The organism is Brevibacillus sp. SIMBA_040, from assembly GCF_046535075.1.
GTDB lineage: Bacteria > Bacillota > Bacilli > Brevibacillales > Brevibacillaceae > Brevibacillus.
Genome location: NZ_JAWRXI010000001.1, coordinates 1 through 20,407, shown reverse-complemented (window position 1 = coordinate 20,407; position 20,407 = coordinate 1). Strand labels below are relative to the sequence as shown.

19 protein-coding genes, 1 tRNA gene, 1 rRNA gene, 1 pseudogene and 1 riboswitch are annotated in these 20,407 nt (G+C 45.6%); of the genes and pseudogenes, 13 read left to right on the top strand and 9 right to left on the bottom strand.

Features of this window, described 5'->3' with window-relative positions; translation table 11 throughout:
- Nucleotides 1-127: 127 nt before the first annotated feature.
- Together SB752_RS00115 and SB752_RS00105 are read left to right on the top strand one after the other, a co-directional pair.
- Nucleotides 128-1,809 (top strand): annotated as a pseudogene (locus SB752_RS00115) (sigma-54 interaction domain-containing protein).
- Nucleotides 1,810-1,880: 71 nt separating this feature from the next.
- A complete protein-coding gene (locus SB752_RS00105; protein ID WP_410713737.1) occupies nt 1,881-2,807 on the top strand; it encodes an NAD(P)-dependent oxidoreductase in 927 nt (308 codons plus the stop codon).
- Between the two features lie 177 nt (nt 2,808-2,984).
- Here the strand turns inward: SB752_RS00105 and SB752_RS00100 are convergent, their stop codons facing one another.
- On the bottom strand, nt 2,985-4,013 hold the full coding sequence (locus SB752_RS00100) for an AI-2E family transporter (RefSeq protein WP_410713736.1): 1,029 nt from the start codon (nt 4,011-4,013) through the stop codon (nt 2,985-2,987).
- Nucleotides 4,014-4,221: 208 nt separating this feature from the next.
- On the opposite strand from SB752_RS00100, the gene SB752_RS00095 reads away from it, so the two are divergent.
- Together SB752_RS00095 and SB752_RS00090 are read left to right on the top strand one after the other, a co-directional pair.
- A complete protein-coding gene (locus SB752_RS00095) occupies nt 4,222-4,902 on the top strand; it encodes a response regulator transcription factor (protein ID WP_410713735.1) in 681 nt (226 codons plus the stop codon).
- Nucleotides 4,899-6,674, top strand: a complete 1,776-nt coding sequence (locus SB752_RS00090; protein WP_410713734.1) for a HAMP domain-containing sensor histidine kinase — start codon at nt 4,899-4,901, stop codon at nt 6,672-6,674. Before SB752_RS00095 ends, SB752_RS00090 begins: the two co-directional genes overlap by 4 nt.
- Nucleotides 6,675-6,751: 77 nt before the next feature.
- Here the strand turns inward: SB752_RS00090 and SB752_RS00085 are convergent, their stop codons facing one another.
- On the bottom strand, nt 6,752-6,952 hold the full coding sequence (locus SB752_RS00085; RefSeq protein WP_410713733.1) for a hypothetical protein: 201 nt from the start codon (nt 6,950-6,952) through the stop codon (nt 6,752-6,754).
- A 132-nt stretch (nt 6,953-7,084) separates the two neighbouring features.
- Here SB752_RS00085 and SB752_RS00080 point away from each other — a divergent pair, with 132 nt between their 5' ends.
- Together SB752_RS00080 and SB752_RS00075 are read left to right on the top strand one after the other, a co-directional pair.
- On the top strand, nt 7,085-7,504 hold the full coding sequence (locus tag SB752_RS00080; RefSeq protein ID WP_410713732.1) for a GNAT family N-acetyltransferase: 420 nt from the start codon (nt 7,085-7,087) through the stop codon (nt 7,502-7,504).
- Nucleotides 7,505-7,604: 100 nt separating this feature from the next.
- A complete protein-coding gene (locus SB752_RS00075) occupies nt 7,605-9,224 on the top strand; it encodes a peptide ABC transporter substrate-binding protein (protein ID WP_410713731.1) in 1,620 nt (539 codons plus the stop codon).
- A 42-nt stretch (nt 9,225-9,266) separates the two neighbouring features.
- Here SB752_RS00075 and SB752_RS00070 read toward each other — a convergent pair whose 3' ends face one another.
- Together SB752_RS00070 and hfq are read right to left on the bottom strand one after the other, a co-directional pair.
- Nucleotides 9,267-9,785 carry an acyl-CoA thioesterase gene (locus tag SB752_RS00070; protein WP_103110876.1) on the bottom strand — a complete coding sequence of 173 codons (519 nt, stop codon included), beginning with the start codon at nt 9,783-9,785 and terminating at the stop codon, nt 9,267-9,269.
- Nucleotides 9,786-10,164: 379 nt separating this feature from the next.
- Entirely contained in the window at nt 10,165-10,392 is a 228-nt protein-coding gene (gene hfq, locus SB752_RS00065; protein WP_410713730.1) for an RNA chaperone Hfq, read from the bottom strand.
- A 374-nt stretch (nt 10,393-10,766) separates the two neighbouring features.
- Between hfq and SB752_RS00060 the strand changes: the two genes are divergently transcribed.
- Entirely contained in the window at nt 10,767-12,467 is a 1,701-nt protein-coding gene (locus SB752_RS00060) for an ATP-binding protein (protein ID WP_410713729.1), read from the top strand.
- A gap of 122 nt (nt 12,468-12,589) precedes the next feature.
- On the opposite strand, the gene queF is transcribed toward SB752_RS00060, so the two are convergent.
- Genes queF through queC form a run of 4 tightly spaced genes read right to left on the bottom strand, consistent with a single transcriptional unit; the run spans nt 12,590 to nt 15,003 of the window.
- Nucleotides 12,590-13,087, bottom strand: coding sequence for a preQ(1) synthase (queF, locus tag SB752_RS00055; RefSeq protein ID WP_103110873.1), 498 nt, complete (start codon nt 13,085-13,087; stop codon nt 12,590-12,592).
- 40 nt (nt 13,088-13,127) lie between these two features.
- Nucleotides 13,128-13,853: a 7-carboxy-7-deazaguanine synthase QueE gene (queE, locus tag SB752_RS00050; protein WP_410713728.1), complete on the bottom strand. Its 726-nt coding sequence runs from the start codon at nt 13,851-13,853 to the stop codon at nt 13,128-13,130.
- Between the two features lie 2 nt (nt 13,854-13,855).
- Complete coding sequence (queD, locus tag SB752_RS00045) at nt 13,856-14,338, bottom strand: 6-carboxytetrahydropterin synthase QueD (RefSeq protein ID WP_410713727.1); 483 nt, start codon at nt 14,336-14,338, stop codon at nt 13,856-13,858.
- Nucleotides 14,335-15,003: a 7-cyano-7-deazaguanine synthase QueC gene (queC, locus tag SB752_RS00040; RefSeq protein WP_410713726.1), complete on the bottom strand. Its 669-nt coding sequence runs from the start codon at nt 15,001-15,003 to the stop codon at nt 14,335-14,337. Before queC ends, queD begins: the two co-directional genes overlap by 4 nt.
- A 96-nt stretch (nt 15,004-15,099) precedes the next feature.
- Nucleotides 15,100-15,143: riboswitch (PreQ1 riboswitch) on the bottom strand.
- A 319-nt stretch (nt 15,144-15,462) separates the two neighbouring features.
- Between queC and SB752_RS00035 the strand changes: the two genes are divergently transcribed.
- The 3 genes from SB752_RS00035 (at nt 15,463) to SB752_RS00025 (ending at nt 18,127) form a co-directional block, all read left to right on the top strand.
- Nucleotides 15,463-16,467: an asparaginase gene (locus SB752_RS00035; RefSeq protein ID WP_410713725.1), complete on the top strand. Its 1,005-nt coding sequence runs from the start codon at nt 15,463-15,465 to the stop codon at nt 16,465-16,467.
- Nucleotides 16,468-16,548: 81 nt separating this feature from the next.
- Nucleotides 16,549-17,250, top strand: a complete 702-nt coding sequence (locus SB752_RS00030; RefSeq protein ID WP_410713724.1) for a copper homeostasis protein CutC — start codon at nt 16,549-16,551, stop codon at nt 17,248-17,250.
- A gap of 49 nt (nt 17,251-17,299) precedes the next feature.
- On the top strand, nt 17,300-18,127 hold the full coding sequence (locus SB752_RS00025) for a serine hydrolase (RefSeq protein WP_410713723.1): 828 nt from the start codon (nt 17,300-17,302) through the stop codon (nt 18,125-18,127).
- 76 nt (nt 18,128-18,203) lie between these two features.
- Here the strand turns inward: SB752_RS00025 and SB752_RS00020 are convergent, their stop codons facing one another.
- Complete coding sequence (locus tag SB752_RS00020) at nt 18,204-18,500, bottom strand: Fur family transcriptional regulator (protein WP_410713722.1); 297 nt, start codon at nt 18,498-18,500, stop codon at nt 18,204-18,206.
- Nucleotides 18,501-18,773: 273 nt separating this feature from the next.
- On the opposite strand from SB752_RS00020, the gene SB752_RS00015 reads away from it, so the two are divergent.
- From SB752_RS00015 to SB752_RS00005, 3 genes are all read left to right on the top strand, one after another.
- Nucleotides 18,774-19,643: a YitT family protein gene (locus tag SB752_RS00015; RefSeq protein ID WP_410713721.1), complete on the top strand. Its 870-nt coding sequence runs from the start codon at nt 18,774-18,776 to the stop codon at nt 19,641-19,643.
- A 246-nt stretch (nt 19,644-19,889) separates the two neighbouring features.
- Nucleotides 19,890-19,965 (top strand) — tRNA-Thr (locus SB752_RS00010).
- A 179-nt stretch (nt 19,966-20,144) separates the two neighbouring features.
- Nucleotides 20,145-20,407, top strand: a 16S ribosomal RNA gene (locus SB752_RS00005); the annotation flags it as partial.

Sequence of the window (20,407 nt, the reverse complement as noted above, 5' to 3'; positions counted from 1 at the left end):
AGACATCTCCTCTATAATAACTCCAATACAATCGCATTTATTCTGAAAGAATAGGTTCCTCCCGTAACAGGAAGCACGACGTTATGGGGGGATTTTTCAACGTATAGACCAGGGGAGGGTGGAGCCTATGACATCTTTGGACTTTTTGAACGTATCTTTTTCCTTCTGTTTACAGCCAGACTGGGAAGAAGCGGCACGTCAGATGAAAACGGATGCGCTTTTTATCATGGACAAAAACCAGTCTGTTACTGGCGTCGTTATGCGGGAGTGTCCCGAGGAGCTGCGGTCAGTGGGAGTGTGTGCCTTAGAAGAGATCGAGACACAAGACGCGGAATGGGATCGATACGAGCAGTGGGCATTGGTAAATCCTCAGGGACAGATAGTGGGCTGGGTCAAAACAGCAGAGCTGTATCGCCATTTCTTTCGTGTATACAAAGAAAAACAGGCTAACTATTCACTGGAGCTGGAGGCTGTTTTTAATACGAGCTACGACATGTTTTACATTTCGGATGGCAAAGGAATTACACAACGGGTAAGCAGATCATCCGAGCGACTGTATGGCTACAGTCCCGAAGATTTGGTTGGCAAAAGCATCTATGATTTGGAGCGATCTGGCGTGTTTCAACCATCCATTACAAGGCTCGTGCTGGAGCGAAATGAAAAAGTGCAGGTTATTCAATCCACACGGATGGGCGGCAGATTGATGGTGATGGGAACTCCTGTGAAGGATGAGTATGGAAACATCTTGCGCGTCGTCAACTTTAGCCGTGATATTACAGAGGAAAAACGATTGCAGGAAGAGCTAGAAAACGCGCGCGGACTATTGGAGGGCTACCGGCAGGAGCTGCGCAAATGGAGCCAACTGACAGAGCAGGATGGAGAATTCATCACCAAAAGCGAGCAAATCAGACAAGTAGTCATCCTGGCAGGAAAGCTGGCGGAAGTCGATTCTACCGTCCTGATTTTGGGAGAATCCGGTGTAGGAAAAGAGGTAGTCGCTTCGTATATTCACAATAACAGTCAGCGCAAGGAAAAGCCATTTATCAAAATAAACTGTTCGGCAATTCCCGAGCATTTGCTAGAGTCGGAGCTGTTCGGATATGAAAAAGGAGCGTTTACGGGGGCGACCAAGGAGGGCAAGCCGGGGCTTTTTGAACTGGCAAATGAAGGCACCCTTGTTCTTGATGAAATTGGCGAGTTGCCCTTGAGTTTGCAGGTGAAGCTATTGCGTGTACTGCAGGAGCATGAGTTTGTCCGAATCGGAGGGACCAAGCCGATCAAGATTGATGTGCGGATCATCGCGGCAACCAACCGAAATCTCCAGGAGGAAACGAGACTCGGACGCTTCCGGGAGGATTTGTATTATCGGCTGAATGTCGTACCGGTCAATATTCCCCCTTTGCGCGAGCGTACCGATGATATATTGCCCTTGCTGTTATTTTTCAAAGACAAGTTCAATCGAAAGTATAAGAAGACAAAAACTTTTTCACAGGAAGCATTGGAATGCTTGCAGGCGTACAAATGGCCAGGAATTTACGTGAGCTGCAAAACATCGTCGAGCGATTAATCGTCATTACGGATCAGGATGTGATAGAGGTCGCTCATTTGCCAGAAATCGTGCATCCAATGCAGCATGCTCACTCCAGGCTGAGTGTCACGGAAATCATTCCATTAAAAGAGGCTATTTCCATGCTAGAAAATCAATTGCTGACGATGGCACGGGATAAATACAAAACGACGACGAGAATGGCAGAGGTATTGAAAGTAGATCAATCGACTATCAGCCGAAAGCTAGGGAGGATCAAGTAGCATAAATGTTTCCAATTGTGCGAGAATGAGCGGGGAGGAATTTAGATACACTAACGAGAAGTAAATGACGGATGAAAAAGAGTGAAATGATTGGAGTGGTTATCTTGTCATTGAAGGCAGAAAATACAGTCATCGGATTTGTTGGAACTGGCGTTATGGGAAAAAGCATGGCGTCCCATTTCCTGAATGCTGGTTACCAGGTGCTGGTATATACGCGTACAAAGGAAAAGGCCGAAGACTTGCTCGCACGCGGTGCGGTTTGGAAAGAGCGTATTTCCGATCTGGCAGCGTCATCTAATGTCATCATTACGATGGTCGGCTATCCAAGTGATGTAGAAGAGGTGTACCTCGGAGCAGAGGGAATCGTATCCCATGCAAAGCCAGGTACTTTCTTATTAGATATGACCACTTCCAAGCCGTCCCTTGCGATAAAGATTTACGAGGAAGCAAAGAAGAAATCCTTGTATTCGCTGGATGCGCCAGTTTCCGGCGGCGACGTAGGAGCGCGCGAGGCGAGACTGACCATCATGGTAGGTGGCGATCAGGAAGCGTTTGACAGCGTAGAGCCACTACTGCAAATTATGGGCAAAAACGTCGTTCTCCAAGGTGGTCCAGGAGCGGGACAGCACACCAAAATGTGCAATCAGATCTGTATCGCAACGAATATGATCGGTGTGTGTGAAGCCATTGCCTACGCGAAAAAAGCAGGTCTGGATCCTACCAGAGTGCTGACAAGCATCGAAGCAGGAGCAGCAGGCAGCTGGTCTTTATCCAATCTGGCACCGCGCATGATAGCTGGTAATTATGCTCCAGGCTTTTATATCAAGCATTTTATCAAGGACATGGGCATTGCTTTGGAAGCAGCGAAAGAAATGGGCCTTTTGACACCAGGGCTGGAGCTGTCCAAATCGCTTTATGAGGAGCTCGCTGACAAAGGCGAGCAAGACAGCGGTACGCAAGCGCTGATCAAATGGTTCGAGGGAACATTGGCACAATAAGGAAATTGGCCTCCTTTATCGGTATGTTCGATAGAGGAGGCTTTTTATTTGCAGATATTTTGGAGCAACCAACACCATTGGTGCTGCGCTTGGACAAAAGCAAAAAAGCTTTTCTGGCAACGGCATGATTTCATGCACGATATACCAGAAAAGCTTGTATATACGTAAAAGCCTGACTTATTGCGTGGAAACTGCTTTCGGAAGAGGCTGCCCCATCTTTTTCACTTCAAGAATGTCCAACAAAAAGACGAACGAAGGGATTCCGACAATCAGACCCCAAACACCAAAGAAATGCTCGGAGAAGATGAGAACCACGAACGTATAGAAGATCGGCAGATGTGTTTTGGATGCCATCAGTCTCGGATTGAGTACGTACGCCTCGAGTGCGTGAATCAGAGCAATGAAGATGAGCAGGTACACAACCATGTGCAGTCCACCGATACTAAATGCGATAGCACTCAACGGAATGAGCGAGATCACCACACCAGCGACAGGAATGAGACCCAAGACGAAGATCAAGAGAGCCAGACCGATCAAATTCGGGAAGCCCATGATCGAGAGGGCGATGGTCGTGAGTATCGAGTTAATCAATGCAATCAGCAATTGAGTTTCAATCACTTTTCCAAACGTCGTGATAAACTTTTTGCTGAAGTACTCAATCTCTGTATACAGCCAGGAGAGCTTGCTTCCCCGGAACTGAGCAGTGAATGCGATGACATTGTCCTTTCCTAAAAGAAAGAACAGGCTTAGAATAAGGGCTAAAAACAGATTGAATCCCCAATTCTTTACGACCGTCAGAAAATCAAGACTGCTTTTCACGAGACCTTGCATATCCAGTTTTTCCAATGCAGGCATCAAGTACTGCATAAACTCATTATCCTGCTGATTCCGAAATGCGTGCTCAATGACATGAATCAGTTGGGCGCTCTGATGGATGAGGGAAGGGAATACTTTTGCCCCTCCTAAAACCAGCAAGGCTGTAAGCACAACATAAAGCGTGACGAGAACAAGCTTTGGACTGATTGGAACAACCTTATGAATCAGCTTGGTGACATGAAAATGCAACCGATCCATTAAAAAGGTAACCAGGAAGGTCAAAAGTACGACATTCATCATGCTTCCCAGAGAATAGAGTAGCAAGCAGAATAATGCTAGAATCCCAAAGCGTCTGACATCTGGTTTTTTCAGGAAGGTGAGCAGATTCATGGGAACATCCTTTCCAATTTACAAACGTTCTATTCTATTAAAACAGATTACAATACTCTTGTGTACTTCTTGTGTCCTTTTCCCTATTTCCGCACAAATCAATCATGGGAATCACGTGGAACACACAAAAGACACAACGATCATCTATACTGATGGCGCAGGATTTTCTCCTGAGCGAGAAAGATGAGCCGAAGGGGGACATCAACAGATGAAACGACAAGTGCTCCTGATTGAAGATGAGAGTCGCATTCGGGAAATCGTTGCTGACTATTTCGAGCGGGAGCAATGGATCGTATATGAAGCTGAAAATGGCAGACAAGCAATCGAGATGCTAGCGTCTCTAAGGGTCGATCTGATTATCCTCGACATCCTCATGCCAGAAATGGACGGCTGGGCTGTGTGCAAGTACGTCCGCGCCAGATCCGATGTGCCCATCATCATGCTGACTGCGAAATCAGAGGATGACGATAAAATGCTCGGCTTTGAGCTGGGGGCAGATGATTATGTCACCAAGCCATTCAGCCCGAAAGTGCTCGTTGCCCGGGCTAACACTCTCATGAAGCGAGTGGAGGGAACCGTGGGCAAAGCCGATCATCTGCTGTGCTTTGGTCACGTGGTAATCAACAAACGGGCACGGCGTATGGAAATCATGGGAGAAGAAATCGATCTCACCCCCAAAGAATATGAACTGCTGGTGTACCTGATCAAAAACGCCGGAATCGTGCTTTCTCGTGAAACGATCATGGATCACGTGTGGGGCTTCGATTACTTTGGTGATTTGCGGGTCGTTGATACCCATATCAAGAAGCTTCGCAGCAAGCTAGGCGGCGAAGCACGTCACATCCGAACGGTAATTAAAGCTGGCTATACCTTCGAGGAAGAACGATGAAGCGGCGGGGGGTAACAGTCAAGCTGTTCGCTATCACCTCATCACTTTTCCTGTTGTTATATACGATCATTATGCTCGGTCAGTTACTTTTTTTTGAACAATTTTATCAATCAAAGAAATTGGGAGATCTGGAAAAAAAGCTAAAGACGTTTTCGGAGCACTACGTCTCGAAACAATGGGATGACGAAAGCATGGCAAACGAAGTGTCTTTGTTTATCAGCCGCAATAAAGCGCAAATTGCGATTGTCAGTACAGATGGAAAGGTTAAGGTCGATAACCCGTTTGGCATCGTCATCCGCAATAAAGCTGGGGAAAAAGTGAAAATCTCCCTATCTATGTTTCCTGACGTCTACCGAAAGGATTTAATCAATGCGAATTTGCATATAGGTGATCACATTGATGCGGTGGGTGTTTTTGAGGAAGGCATTCCACAGACCTTGTTTTATCCCTTGGTAATCCACAAGTCTGGTGAAAAGCCAATCGGTAGCTTGAAATCAGGTGGAACGGCAGAGCCGCTGGAGCGGCTATCTGGCGAAATAACAGGAATGCTGCTACCTTCGCCAAATCAATGGAACTCACGCCAAGGAATCCTGTTTCTCGTAATCAAAGACTGGTTCCCGTTATCGATAGAACGCAAAGCAAATCTGCAGAGCGGCAAAGTGATTGAGGAGGAATGGGTAGAGCCGTGGAGCGGAGTCCGCAGTCTCGTCGTGATTCAACCAGCAATGAAGGATGGCCACGTAAAGGATCTCATTATCGCCTCGACATCGCTTCAACAAATTAGTGAGGCAAACGACGCCCTGCGCTTGTTCTACATCTATATCGGAATCGGAGGATTTGCTCTGATTCTTTTGCTTTCTCTCATCTTTTCCAAAGTGGTCTCGAAGCCGCTGCTATCCTTGAATAAAAGCGCCTTGCAGATGGCCAAGCTGGACTTTTCCGTAAAATCGCCGATTATGAGAAACGATGAATTCGGCAGTCTGGCGAGAAGCTTGAATACGATGGCGGAAAAGCTCGATATGACATTGAAGGAATTGCAGCAAGCAAATGAGCAGCTCCGCGCCGAAATGGACCAGAAAAAGCGGATGGAGCTGATCCAGAAGGAGTTTGTATCCAATGTTTCGCATGAGCTGAAAACACCGATTAGCATCGTCAAAAGCTTTGCCGAAGGATTAAAGGATGGCGTCGGAAAGAACAAGCATGATCGATACATCGAGGTCATTTTGGATGAAACGGAAAAGATGGAAGACCTCGTCAGAGACATGCTGGAGCTGACGAAGCTGGAATCGAAAACGATCAAGCTGAAAAAAAGTTCTTTCTTTGTCAGTGAGCTGATGGAAGAAGTCGTGGATAAGCTCTTGCACCATTTTAATGAAAAGGATTTGCGGGTTGTGACGATTTTGGCGAATGAGGAGGCTCTCTACGCGGATCAGGTCAAGATTGAGCAGATTCTGTTTAATATTTTGGTTAACGCGATTCGTCATGCGCGTGTCGGCAGTGAAATTACGGTCCGAATCGAAGGAAGAGACAATCGCGATTTATCCGTGGCGATTGAAAATGAAGGAGAGCATATTCCCGAGGATCAGCTCGACCATATTTGGGATCGCTTTTATCGGATCGAGCGCTCACGCAACCGCAAGACTGGGGGAACGGGTCTCGGGCTTGCCATCGTCAAGCATATCGTAGAATTGCACGAGGGTACGTACGGTGTTCGCAATACAGAGCGAGGGGTTACTTTTTTCTTTGTGCTACCATGTCACATGCAAACGTAAATAGCGCTGGAAACAGCAGAACCGGGCGTAACACCACTGTACAAGACAGGTTGGTTACGCCTTTTGTGTACTTCTTCCTAGTGGACGGGCCAGTATTGCTGTACCAAAAGATAGAAGACGACAGCCAATATCGCGGTAGAGACTAAACATAGAATCAGTGTAACCAACGAGATTTGGCTAAGCTTGTAAGCTACCAGGAAAAAAATCGTAAACGCAATATAGGCAATAAGCGTAGTTTCTTCTAAATAAGCCACATTTGTCACCTCGCCATCTATCATAGCCGATTTCTGCCTGCAAGATCAAAAGATTTGCTAGAGAAGGATGCTATAGAAAATCAGTTAAAATATGGTAAGTTAAACTAGGATGAATCATTTTTGCGAAGAGCGTATGTAAGAGAAGGAGAGATAAGCATGGAGCTAACCATATCAAATGTAGCAAAGACAGAAGACAAGCAGTACGTCCGTAACAAATTGATTGCGTATAATTACGCGAACTTTCCCGCTGAACTAAAAGACAAGTACGAAGAAATAAACCTTTTTGTAAAAGATGCTGCTGGTCAAACCTTCGGTGGGCTTGTAGGCGAAGTATGCTGGAACTGGCTGGAGGTACACTATTTGATTGTCGATGAAAGTGTACGAGGTAAAGGCTACGGCAAAAAGCTGCTGATGGCAGCAGAAGACATCGCGAGAGAAAAAGGCTGCGATTTTATCAAGCTGGATACGCTTAGCTTTCAGGCAATCGATTTTTATAAAAAGCATGCTTACGAAATATACGGTGTGATTGAAAACGCAGGTGGGCACACGCACTATTATTTGAAGAAGAATCTGTAGAAAAAACGGAGCATCCAGAGGAGACAAATAAAAATTGTTGACGCCTACATGATCTGATAACATAGTAAATATTGGATAATTAGGAATAGGGGGGAAATAATTGAAAAAGAAAATGAAAGTGGCAACGAATCTTTTCCTCGCGGCAGGTGTACTGGCATCGTCTGCGGGTATTGTTCATGCGGCAGAAGCAAAGCCGCAGACTTCCACGGCAGCATCTGAAAAAAGCCTGCTCCGGTTAAATATGCCAGATGGTATATATACGGCTGATCCTGCACTGGCGGAGGACGCAAGCTCGACCGCTCTCGCAAGAGCGACCTTTGACGGCTTGACGCGAGTGGGACCAGATGGAAAAATTCAGCTCTCAGTGGCACAAAAGATAGATATATCCGATGACCTGAAAACGTACACGATTCACTTGCGCGATACAAAATGGAGCAACGGTGACCCTGTTACCGCTGATGATTTCGAATACGCTTGGAAGCGAATGCTTGATCCCGAAAAGGGGAGTAATTATGCCTACATGCTGTATTACCTTCAAAATGCTGAAAAAGCAAACCTGGGAACGCTCGGCTTGGACAAGGTCGGCGTCACTGCAGTCGATGCGAAAACGTTGAAAGTAACCTTGGAGCAGCCTGCCCCCTTTTTTACGGAATTACTAACACTTCCTAGCTACTATCCTGTGAACAAAAAAGTAGTAGAGGCAAACCCGTTATGGGCTGAAAACGCTTCTACACATGTAGGAAATGGACCTTTTACGATTGAGACTTGGACACGACAGGAAAAATTGGTCCTGGTAAAAAACAAATATTATTGGGATAATGTGACAGTCAAGCTGGATAAGCTGGATTTCACCATGATTCGCGGTGAGAATGAGGAGCTTACTCTGTTTGAGGAGGGGAAGCTCGATTGGGCTGGAGCTCCTCTCAATGCTTTGCCAGTGGAAGCAAAGTCAGCGTTGAAGCAAAAAGGCTTGCTGCAGAAACAACCGATTGCAGGCGTATATTGGTACAAATTTAATACGGAACAGCAACCATTTACCAATGTAAAGATTCGGAGGGCTTTTGCTTATGCCATCAATCGGCAGGAGCTGGTAGACAGCTTGCTCGATTCGGTCCAATATCCGGCAATGGGAGTCGTTCCGTTAACGGCGTCGCTTAAAAAGGAAGGGTACTTCAAAGATAATGACAAAGAGACGGCCAAAAAGCTGCTTGCAGAAGGGATGAAGGAGCTGGGTTTGACAAAGCTACCCCCCATTTCTCTTTCCTTTAATCAATCGGATGCCCATCAAGTCATTGCGGAAACGATCCAAAAGCAATGGAAAGACTCTCTTGGCGTAGATGTGGCATTGGAGAACAAGGAGTGGAAGGTCCATTTAGACGATATGCGCAATGGACAGTACCAAATCGGTCGTATGGGCTGGGTAGGCGATCTTAATGATCCGATCAATTACTTGGAGCTATTCAAGGACAAGTATGGAGATTTAAATGATACCAACTGGGCCAACAGCAAGTATCAGGAGCTGCTGAACCAATCAGCAACAGAAAAAGATCCTGAAAAACGCAAGCAATTGCTGGCGGCTGCTGAAGCCATCCTCATGGATGAAATGCCAGTGGTTCCGATCTACTTCTTTACCAATCAGTGGGTACAAAAGAAAGAGCTCAAAGGCGTAGTAATTGATGGCCTCGGGTATATCGACTACAAATGGGCTCATAAAGAATAAAAAGCGAGGCTCCTTCTGATCAAAGAAGGGGCTTCGCTTACGTTACGGCTCCCACGGACGGCGGGTTCCGAGTAAATCAGCCAAATGCTTACTGCGAGTTCGGCGGAGCTTACGTGCTTCTGCCCGTTCGGCAGCGCCATCATGCAGAAAAATTTCCTCAGCTGTTTCGGGAACGACTTGTGGGACAGTCGTAGGACGTCCATCTTCACCAATCGCGACAAAGGTCAAAAACGAGGTTGCACATACAGTGCGGATTCCGGTGAGGAGATCTTCCGCGACGATTTTGACGAACACCTCCATGGAGGTCTTGTGTGACCAGGTTACGAATGCCTCGAGGGATACCTCATTATCTACTCGAATCGGCTGCAGGAAATCGACAGAGTCGGTTGATGCTGTTACAACAGGTCCCCGTGCATGCTTCATTGCAGAAATCGCGGCTACATCATCAATATGAGCCATCAATCTACCGCCGAATAAAGTGTTGTGATTGTTCGTGTCTGGAGGCAGTACATGGCTGGCTTTAAATGTCCGAGACTCTCGAACAAAACGTTCAACGGTCATGGGGAAGACTTCCTTTCTCATTAACAATTCATTAGCAATCATTTTAATATTCTTACTTTTATTATGCCACTCCTTTTTATTATTAATCATAAAAATGAAAATGGAGTGATTTCCTTCGTTTCAACTGTATTTCTACTTGTCTCCACGGATTTCAGCCACGATTAAATAGATAATACCCGTGAGCAAAAAAATCCCTGCAAAAACGGGAAGGAGCCATGCGAAGGTTTCCTCGACAATCCAACCACCATCCTTGTACGTTTTATACGAAAACAATACCAAAAAAGAGGGAGTAGAACAAATAATCGAAATCATTATGCAAATAACAAGACAGCCCTATCAGATAAAAGATAGGGCTGTTGGCTCACGAATGATGGAAGGCTTACTTTAAGATTTCCGGCAGTGGTACGGATTTAACCGGAGTGATTGTAGAGATTGCAGCTTTGAAAAAGAGACTTTGCTTACCTTGTGATTGCATCGTGACCGTATACGAGTCAGCGTAGGCAATCGTGCCTTTAAGTGGAACGCCATTTTTGGTGATCAGTGTCACGGGAACTTCCTGTGTAATCAGGTAATGCAAATAAGAGTCTTGCACATTCATTGGCTTCATGGCAAACATCCCTTTCTCTCTATAGTCGGATTCTCTATCATAGTAACATTTTTTGTAAAGGGAAGCATGTCGGTGAAATAGGACCTTGCTAGAATATTTGCCCCAAATAAATCGGCGCTTCTCAGCGAATAGATAGTTCTTTTTTCGGACTCTTATTGTTGATAGATAACATATTTGAAAGCCCCGTGATGTTTGGGGAATCTCATTAGAAACGATCGGTTTTAGGATCGTATCTTCTAATTTTAGAAGAATAGTTTGGGACTCTTTGCCCGTAAATCGTGGTGAGAAAGTAGGTATTTGTTTATAGATCAGATAATGGCATAGTATGGTAAAATATTGAGCAAGCATGAAAATATGTAGTTATGAGGTGTCATGTGAATAATCATACTATTCAATTAAACGAAATTATGCAAATGACAAACGGGCATATTTTGTACTTTTACGAGGATCCAGAGAGTTACGTGGAAAATGCTGTTTCATTCGTTTTAACGGGAATCGAAAAGGGACATCATTTGCTGGTAATCGATAACACGCAGCGTCTGGAACAGATTTATCAAAAGCTTGAAAAGGTAATGCCTACAGAAAGTATGAACGATATTCATTTTTATGATAGTCATGAGTTTTATGCAATCCACGATGATTTTCATTGCTACACCATTTTATCGCACTTCAGTGAAATATTAAGTCCTTATTTGGCGAAAAATCTCACGGTAAGAACTTGGGCGCATGTGGAATGGAAAGAACAGGGTGAGATTCTCGCGAAAATGGAACATGATGAAACGATGACTGACCATAGTGTGAACTGCCATGGTGTTCTTTCTGTTTGCGCGTATAATAGCAATCGGGTATCGGCTTCATTTTTAAATAGGATGTTGAGAAGTCACGAGTACTACATGACCGATAAAGAATTGCAGAAATCAACCCTTTATCGAAAAAGACCCCTCGCGTTCCCTTCGTTGTCTATCCAAACAGAGCAGCGGAGAATCGTTGAGCTAAATAAGCAAATGTATCAAGAAGCCAAAAGCAAGTTAAAGGCGACCAACTATCAACTGGAATCTTTCATCACACGGAATTTAGACCCTATTTTGATTATGAATGATAATAATCAGGTAGTACGGGTCAATGAATCCTTCGAGAAGGTTTTTGGCTGGTTGGCAGAGGAAGTTGTAGGATTACAGGCAATTGATCTACCACAAATTCCGGAAGACAGAAAAGGTGAAGTGGAGAAAAATCGGAAGGACGCTGTACTGGGACGAAATACGCAAGGATATGAAACCATCAGAAAAACAAAGGCAGGAAATGAGCGAAAGGTAAAGATATCTTGTTTTCCTCTTCGAGACGAAAGCAATCAACTGAGCGGCTGGACGGCTATCATACGTGATATTACCGAAGAGAAGCAGGCGCAAGAACTGTTGCTTCGAACAGAGAAGCTGTCTGTTGTCAGTGAATTGGCGGCAGGAATTGCCCATGAGATACGGAATCCGCTGACTTCCGTAAAAGGCTTTTTGCAGCTGTTAAAGTCAGAATGCTCCGAAAGCAATATCTACTACGAAATTATGTTATCTGAAATTGGTCGCATCGACTTGATCCTAGGTGAGCTGCTAATGCTAGCCAAACCGCAAGTGGCTCAATATCAACAAAGAAATGTTACGCTGTTACTCAAAGAAGTGATCACGCTACTTGAGGCACAGGCGAATATGTGCAACGTACAAATTGTTTCGGATGCAATACGAGAGGATGTCTACATAAATTGTGAAGAAAATCACATCAAGCAAGTCTGCATTAATTTTATCAAGAATGCCATTGAAGCTATGCCACAAGGCGGGAAGCTGAACATTCAGCTGGACAAAATTGAGGAGCTCGTCTTTATTCGTTTTATTGATCAAGGGATCGGTATCCCTACGCACGTATTGGAAAAGCTGGGTCAGCCCTTTTACACAACCAAAGAAAACGGAACGGGTCTTGGATTTATGGTCAGTAAAAAGATTATCGAAAATCATCAAGGAAACATCCAAATCTTTACGGAAGAACAGAGAGGGACAACGATTGAGATCAGCCTGCCACTTGTTCTCTAAGTAACACAATACATACATAAGAATGGTAGAGATTTAGAACGATGAAAAAAGAAAAGCTCTGGCAAAAGAACTTGCCAGAGCCAAGCACCTATATCTATTAAAACAAGCAGATAATGAAACCTCTAGCGATTATCCACTTTTTCCGGGTACATATCATGATTCATCAAGCGATAGCTGGCCATCTCTTCGTATTTCGTTCCTGGCTTTCCATAGTTGCAGTACGGATCAATCGATATGCCGCCGCGCGGGGTGAATTTGCCCCATACCTCGATGTATTTCGGGTCCATGAGCTTGATCAGGTCATTCATGATGACATTGACGCAATCCTCGTGGAAGTCGCCGTGGTTGCGAAAGCTGAACAAGTACAGCTTGAGTGATTTGCTCTCAACCATTTTGATGTCCGGGATGTAGCTGATGTAAATCGTAGCAAAGTCAGGCTGGCCAGTAATCGGGCACAGACTGGTGAATTCCGGGCAATTGAATTTTACGAAATAATCCCGGTACGGATGCTTGTTGTCAAACGACTCCAGTACACTTGGATCGTACGAATAATTGTAGGTAGTTCCTTGGTTACCCAAGAGAGTGAGTGAAGACAAATCGCGTTCTTGATGGTTCGACATATCCAATAAACCTCGTTTCATTTCTATTTTTCCAAATAACTTACACGCCGCGTTTATTTCCCCAGACGAGTGCATGCAGCTGCGGGAGTACCTTGACGTCATTCATATCAGGGGCTTCCATAGCACGATCAATTAACCATTCAAAGCTTTCCAGCAGCTTGTCTCGCAGGTTGACTGTATCCGCAACAGTCAAATCGTCGTTTCCTGGCTGCAAATAAAAAGGAACAGCAGGATAACGCTGATGAATGCTTTGTGCGTAGGCAAAATCATCTTCGTTGAAGACAACTACTTTAAGACTGAGTCCTTGATGATTGCTTGCCAGGAGTGCATGTATGATCTGGTCCAGATTGTCCAAATCAGTCGTCATTCCTGAGCTTGGCGGTTTGGGAGAGATCGTGACGTCATCGATATCATGAAGCCAGCTCTGCCATTTGCTCCCCTGTGTTTCCACCGCGGTTCGGATGCCGTGCTCTTTTAACAGCTGGACAAGTCCATTTAGGCTGGCAAGCAGAGCAGGATTGCCCCCAGAAATGGTGACATGGGAAAAACGGTCCTGTCCCAGACGAATTAGCTCCTGATAGATTGCCTCTGGAGTCATCTGCTTGATCTCATCGCGTGCGGTGCCGTCCCAGGTAAAGGCAGAATCGCACCAGCTGCAGCGGTAATCGCAGCCAGCCGTACGCACGAACATCGTTTTTTGGCCGATGACCATGCCTTCTCCCTGAATCGTAGGACCGAAGATTTCCAATACAGGAATGGAGCTCATGTCTACATCCACTCCCGTCTTGCTTCAGCGTAGCTCGTTGGCGTCTCAAACAGGCGTACGAATTCCACGCGAGCCTCGTTATAGCGATTGCGGTACGTCTCGGATTGCAGCTGGTCTTCCATTTGCTCAAAAATCCAGACGACCATATTTTCGGCAGTAGTATTCATGAGAGGAAGCATTTCGTTCAAATAGCGATGGTCCAGATAAACCTCGATATGCTCTTTCCAAATCTGCTTGATGTCGCCAAAATCGATGACGAGTCCGATCTCATCCGGCAAGCCGCTGATGCCAAACACAACCTTGTACGTATGTCCGTGCAGGTTTTTGCATTTTCCTTCGTATGCGTGTAAATGATGCGCAGCGTCAAAGGTAAACTCTTTGCTGACGAGTACACGCTTGTTATGGTAGCGAAGCTGTGATTTTTGAATATGAGTGCCCAAGGATTGCATGCGGTCGACAATGCGGAAGTCAAAGTTTGCACTCATGAGATTTGTTCTCCTTGCTTACGTGTGGAAAGGTAAGTGTCCAGTCCGGCTTTTCTCAGTTGGCAGGCAGGGCATTCGCCACAGCCGTCTCCTTTGATGCCGTTGTAGCAGGTGAGGGTATTTTCGCGGATATAGGTGAAGGCACCCAGTTCATCTGCCAGCTTCCACGTTTGCGCTTTTGTCAGCCACATTAATGGCGTGTGGATTACAAACGGATAGTCCATCGACAAATTCAGTGTCACATTGAGTGATTTGATGAACGAATCGCGACAATCCGGATAGCCGCTAAAGTCTGTTTCACACACACCTGTTACCAGATGCCGTGCTCCTCGCTGCTTGGCAAATACTCCGGCAAATGAGAGAAACAACAGATTGCGTCCATCCACGAACGTAGAGGGCAGCTGGCCTTCCTCCTGGGTGATGTCAATATTTGTGCGGGTGAGGGCATTAGGAGCGAGCTGATTCAACAGGCTCATATCCAATACTGTGTTTGGGACGTCTAACTCACGAGCGATCTGCTGGGCGCATTCGATCTCCAGCTTGTGACGCTGCCCGTAATCAAACGTGAGGGTTTCTACTTCTCCGAATTGCTCCTTGGCCCAGAACAGGCAGGTCGTGCTATCCTGTCCTCCGCTGAAAACAACGACGGCTTTTTCCTTTTTCATGCTCTCCATCTCCTTCAGTAATGTAATGGAAGAAAGAGAGTTCTTGAACTTGCTCCTGCAAAAAAACAAAACAATACCAAGGGTAAGGTACTGTTATCCACCTTAGTTTTTTATAGAGGGAGTTCGCGAACCTCTCCCATGCACATGCATGGATTTCGTATTCGGTTTGGCATCCAGACAGACGCCTGTCGCCATTATACTACAAAATGCTCGGCATTAGGGATGGAAGATCACAACTCCTTGATGCTGGAAAAAATAATTTGACGGAAAAGGGAAGTGACTGCTAGTATTTTTTAGTAACATCATTGGAGGAACTCTTTTGTAAAATTAGGCAACGTTCGGGATTTGAATGGTTCTGAAGCATGTTTTGTGTGAATATTTTATATTTTTATACCATCATTGGAGTAACGAGAATAATGAAGTTGGTTTTCCTATATTTAAGTAGAGTTGGTGATCAGAGTGAATTACAGTCTGCTAGTTGAAGAGTATCGTGGAGAAGTACTTGAAAATGTTCATTTTGGCGTTGTGTGTGGGGTTGATGAGCACGGTCAGGTTATTTATTCTGCAGGAGACGAGATGCACGTCACTTATTTGCGTTCCGCAGCGAAGCCGTTTCAGGCAATTCCTGTAGCCAAGCAAGATATTGATGGAAAATTTGGTTTAACAAGCAGAGAAGCAGCCTTGTTTACCGCTTCGCATCGTGGTGAGACGTATCATATGGAAGGATTGGAGTCGATCCTGGCCAAAACGGGGATGAAAGAAGACGAGCTGTTGACATGTCCGACCTATCCGCTTAATGAAGAGCCCAAGCTTGCCTGCGTCTCGAAAGGAATGCCTAAACGCCGCCTTTTTCACAATTGCTCAGGCAAGCATCTTGGATTCCTCGCCTTGTCCAAGGAGCGGGGTTTTTCCACGAACAATTACTACGAGCATACTCATCCCACGCAGCAACAAGCACTGGAGGCCTTTTCCTATTTGGCTGAGTACCCTAAAGAGCAGATACAGCTCGGCGTAGACGGCTGTGGTTTTCCCGTTTTTGCTGTGCCCCTGAAGCATATTGCGATCGCTTACTTGAAGCTGGGCTGCCCTGATTTGATTGAGGATGCGAAAACGCGCGAGGCTGTTTTGAAAATCACCGGGTGGATGAGCGAAAATCCTGACATCATCGCGAGTCATAACTTCATTTGTACGGCACTCTTGACTGATCCGAATATTATCGCCAAGGGTGGAGCGATGGGGGTGTACGGTTTTGCGCTAAAAAAGGAAAGGCTCAGCTTCTCACACAAGGTCCTCGATGGCTCAGAGCTGGTGTGGCCGCTGGTCATCGCTTCGATTCTGGAGCAGATCAATTATGAGAATAAAGAGACGATTGCACGATTGTACGCACTGACTCCGCGGGAAATAAAAAATGATAACCAATTGATTGTTGGCGAAAAACGACCTGTGTTCACGCTGAAAAAATAGAGCGTAGGCAAGCTCGTCTATTTGCATCTGGAATAAAACGGGTATACGATGTCCACAGATCATGAGGACGGAGGGAAATGGATGCTAATCGAAGTGATAGTGACCTCTGTGGAGGATGCAAAAAGAGCCGAGCAGGGTGGAGCAGACAGACTCGAGCTGATAACGGGAATTTTGGAGGGTGGATTGACTCCGAGCTGGGGATTGATTGATGCAGTCGTCAAATCTGTCCATATCCCGGTTAATGTCATGGTGCGACCGCACAGCCAATCCTTTTGCTATACCCATGATGAATTGCTAGTCATGCGAGAGGATGTGCGAGTTATTCGTGAGCTGGGAGCGGCAGGTATCGTTATTGGCATGCTCACCGATCAAAAGAAGCTGGATCAAAAGGGCTTGGAGCTGGTGCTAAGCGAAGCGAATGAGCTGGATGTGACCTTCCATCGCGCATTTGATGAAGCGAGCGACCAGCTAGAAGCTGCACGAACGCTGCTGCATTATCCGCAAATACGTCGCATCCTCACTTCAGGCGGTCAAAAGAGTGCCGTTGAGGGAATTGACTGCATCACGCAGCTGCAGCAGCTCACAGATAAAACCAAACTAAGCATTTTGGCAGGCAGCGGCTTGTCGCTTTCCAATATCACTGATTTTCTCCAGAAAACAGGGGTCAGGGAAATTCATTTTGGCACAGGTGTACGTGAGGATGGGCAAGCACTGCAATATGTAGACCCAGAAAAAGTATCTGAGCTGAAAGGAATCTGCGCACCTTTTTCGAAACTTGTATGATTAGGAAATATTTTGAATCGTACATGCTTCACAGGAAAGGGTGACGTAAGTGGAAATCGAAAAAAGATTGGGCGAAATTATCGCGGAAGCCGAGGGAACTTGGGGAGTAGTGGTGGAAGAGCTGGGACAAGCCAGTGGTCAGAGGCTGCACTTTTCACATATGGACGACGAGAGGTTTATTGCCGAAAGTGTCATAAAAGTTCCGATCATGGCAGCGGTCTATGAAGCGGCAGACAACGGGCAGTTTACCGTATCTGACCAGCTCACGTTGCGCAAGGAAGACCTGGTCGGGGGATCAGGATTTTTGTACACACTATCGCCTGGCCTGAAGCTGACCATTCGTGATCTGATCACCATGATGATTATCCAAAGTGACAATACGGCAACCAATATGCTGATTGATTTGGTTGGAAAGGAACAGATTGAACAAACCATGCGCAATCTGGGAATGAACCAAAGCCGCTATTCACGCAAGCTGATGATCTACCCGGTCGATGTGACTGAGAACAATATGATTACGGCTGGTGATGTTGCCAGCATGCTGGGGAAAATTGCCTCAGGCGCTTTTTTGTCACAGCGTGCCTGCGAAGAGATGATAGCGATTATGAACAAACAGCAGGTCGTGAACGGGTTGCCCTCCTTGCTGCCCGCTCCAGCTGAAGCAGGTGCATACTCTGAGTGGAAATTGCCGTGTAAATCGGGATGGGATACAGGCAGACAGCATGATGTCGGCGTGCTGATCGCGGCGGGACGGAAAATTACGATTACAGCATTATCAAAGGACGTACAAGCGAGTGCAGCTCTACGAACGCTAGGATTGCTGGGGAAAGCAGTATACGACTACGCGACGGCAAATGAGTCATGTTCAGTATCATGATGTGCTTTCCAAACCTAAAAAAGAGGTAGCCCAATCAACAGCGGGTTACCTCTTCTTTCGTTGTGGGGATGGCATGCTACATGACCTGCTTAAGTTCGACGGAATCAAGAGCGACCAGGCTTACAAACTGGTTCGGTGAATCGGGATGGACATGCTCTTTTAAAATCCCCATTTTGACGAAAAAGCGCAAGGATGTATACACGGTAGAAAGTGTGATATTTGGCATTTCGTTTTTCAAGGCGTGATAGACGTCTTTAGCGTTTAAACACTGATTGGAGGTCAGCATATGGAGCAGTACGGCTCTTCTTTGGACCGTCAAGCGTTTTCCTAGATGCTTTATCTGCTGTGTGACATTGGCGATGCGTTCGTCCATGACATCTCACCTCTTTCTTTTATAGTAATCAGAAAGGATAATCTTGTGTGTCTGCTCATCTAGGGTAGGGTCTCGAATGGAGTTTTATTAAAATAATTATTACCTAATGTTAATTATCGTTTAGCTTCGGACGATAGTCAATCTCTTTCTGTGTAATAATGTAGGGAAATAAAGCGGTGATGCTTTAACGTGAAGTGTTTTCTTTTTTTTGAAATCATGATAGTGTATGTGCGACTTTTGTCTATGTGAAAATGGATGTCAGGAGTGGACTGTGTGGCGCGTAATAGACGAACTTCAGGGCAATTGAATAGTCCCCTGCGAAAAGCAATGGAGTATGGCATGCTGCTTGTGGGCTCGCTGGTGCTGGCAACAAGCTTCAATTTATTCCTAAATCCCAACCAAATTGCATCGGGTGGCGTTTCAGGCTTGTCGACCATCCTGCATAATCTGTTTGGATTCTCACCAGCGATTGTTCAATGGGCGTGCAATATTCCTTTATTCCTGCTCAGTCTAAAGCTGTTAGATCGGCAATACAGCTTGAAGGCTGCTGTTGGATCGATTATCTTGCCTTTATGTGTCATGCTGACAAGTAATTTGCAACCATTGACGACGAATCCCCTGCTGGCGAGTATATATGGAGGAATTGGTGTCGGTCTTGGGATTGGGATCGTATTTCGAGGGAGAGGGTCTACAGGCGGTTTTGCGATCGCCTCGCAGATTTTACATAAGTTTTCAGGTCTTAGCTTGGGAGTTTGTGTAGCGGTTTTTGATGGCTTGGTTATCTTATTTGCCGGAATTGTCTTCGACCCGGAAAAGGCACTATTTGCGTTAATTGCCCTCTTTGTAACCAGTAAAACGATTGATATTGTACAGATGGGCTGGAATACGTCAAAAGTGGCGTACATTATTTCGAACGAAACAGACGCTTTGCGAGAAGCTATTCTTTACGATCTGGATCGGGGAGTTACGTTGCTGGATGGCGCCGGGGGATATACCGGAGATGCACGCAAGGTAGTGATGGCTGTCGTTAGTCAGAGTGAGGTAAGTAAGTTGAAAATCATGGTGCGCTCCGTTGATCCCGATGCGTTCATTATTTTATGTCCTGCACAAGAAGTTTTAGGGGAAGGCTTTCGAGTGGGATAAAGCTGTGAGTTTTCATATATGATCTTGCAAAATGGGCCGCGGGATTCTATTGCGGCTCTTTTTTATAGGTATGAGAGTGATAGTACTTCACTAATTTGAGCATGAATTTGCCTAAAGATAGAGGTTTTTTTATTTAAAATGAATTATTTTTAGATTTTCTATTGCATTTAAAAATCAGACATGCTATATTAAATGTCGTGAACGGGACACATACGAAAAACGCTCACACAAACGAATAAACATAATGCCGGTGTAGCTCAATTGGTAGAGCACCTGACTTGTAATCAGGGGGTTGTGGGTTCAAGTCCTATCGCCGGCACCACTACATATCACAAACGGTTTTTCTTCGGAAATAAGAGGTTGATGAATCGCTTTGGATATGGTAGAGTAAAACTCGCGCTTTTGAAGTGCGGACAAAAAATGCTCTTTGAAAACTGAACAGCGAAAGCGTTAATGAGTCTATCATTAAATGATTTGCCAGCTTTGAACCAGTAACAAACTTTATTGGAGAGTTTGATCCTGGCTCAGGACGAACGCTGGCGGCGTGCCTAATACATGCAAGTCGAGCGAGTCTCTTCGGAGGCTAGCGGCGGACGGGTGAGTAACACGTAGGCAACCTGCCTCTCAGACTGGGATAACATAGGGAAACTTATGCTAATACCGGATAGGTTTTTGGACCGCATGGTCCGAAAAGAAAAGATGGCTTCGGCTATCACTGGGAGATGGGCCTGCGGCGCATTAGCTAGTTGGTGGGGTAACGGCCT

Coding starts and splice junctions, on each gene's coding strand:
- SB752_RS00100 (WP_410713736.1), bottom strand. CDS start 4,013: ATGAATCTGCTCACCTTCCTGAAAAAACCAGATGTCAGACGCTTTGGG.
- SB752_RS00085 (WP_410713733.1), bottom strand. CDS start 6,952: ATGATAGATGGCGAGGTGACAAATGTGGCTTATTTAGAAGAAACTACG.
- SB752_RS00080 (WP_410713732.1), top strand. CDS start 7,085: ATGGAGCTAACCATATCAAATGTAGCAAAGACAGAAGACAAGCAGTAC.
- queF (WP_103110873.1), bottom strand. CDS start 13,087: ATGTCGAACCATCAAGAACGCGATTTGTCTTCACTCACTCTCTTGGGT.
- queC (WP_410713726.1), bottom strand. CDS start 15,003: ATGAAAAAGGAAAAAGCCGTCGTTGTTTTCAGCGGAGGACAGGATAGC.
- SB752_RS00020 (WP_410713722.1), bottom strand. CDS start 18,500: ATGGACGAACGCATCGCCAATGTCACACAGCAGATAAAGCATCTAGGA.
- queD (WP_410713727.1), bottom strand. CDS start 14,338: ATGAGTGCAAACTTTGACTTCCGCATTGTCGACCGCATGCAATCCTTG.
- SB752_RS00030 (WP_410713724.1), top strand. CDS start 16,549: ATGCTAATCGAAGTGATAGTGACCTCTGTGGAGGATGCAAAAAGAGCC.
- SB752_RS00095 (WP_410713735.1), top strand. CDS start 4,222: ATGAAACGACAAGTGCTCCTGATTGAAGATGAGAGTCGCATTCGGGAA.
- queE (WP_410713728.1), bottom strand. CDS start 13,853: ATGAGCTCCATTCCTGTATTGGAAATCTTCGGTCCTACGATTCAGGGA.
- SB752_RS00105 (WP_410713737.1), top strand. CDS start 1,881: ATGAAAAAGAGTGAAATGATTGGAGTGGTTATCTTGTCATTGAAGGCA.
- SB752_RS00090 (WP_410713734.1), top strand. CDS start 4,899: ATGAAGCGGCGGGGGGTAACAGTCAAGCTGTTCGCTATCACCTCATCA.
- hfq (WP_410713730.1), bottom strand. CDS start 10,392: ATGAAGCCAATGAATGTGCAAGACTCTTATTTGCATTACCTGATTACA.
- SB752_RS00070 (WP_103110876.1), bottom strand. CDS start 9,785: ATGACCGTTGAACGTTTTGTTCGAGAGTCTCGGACATTTAAAGCCAGC.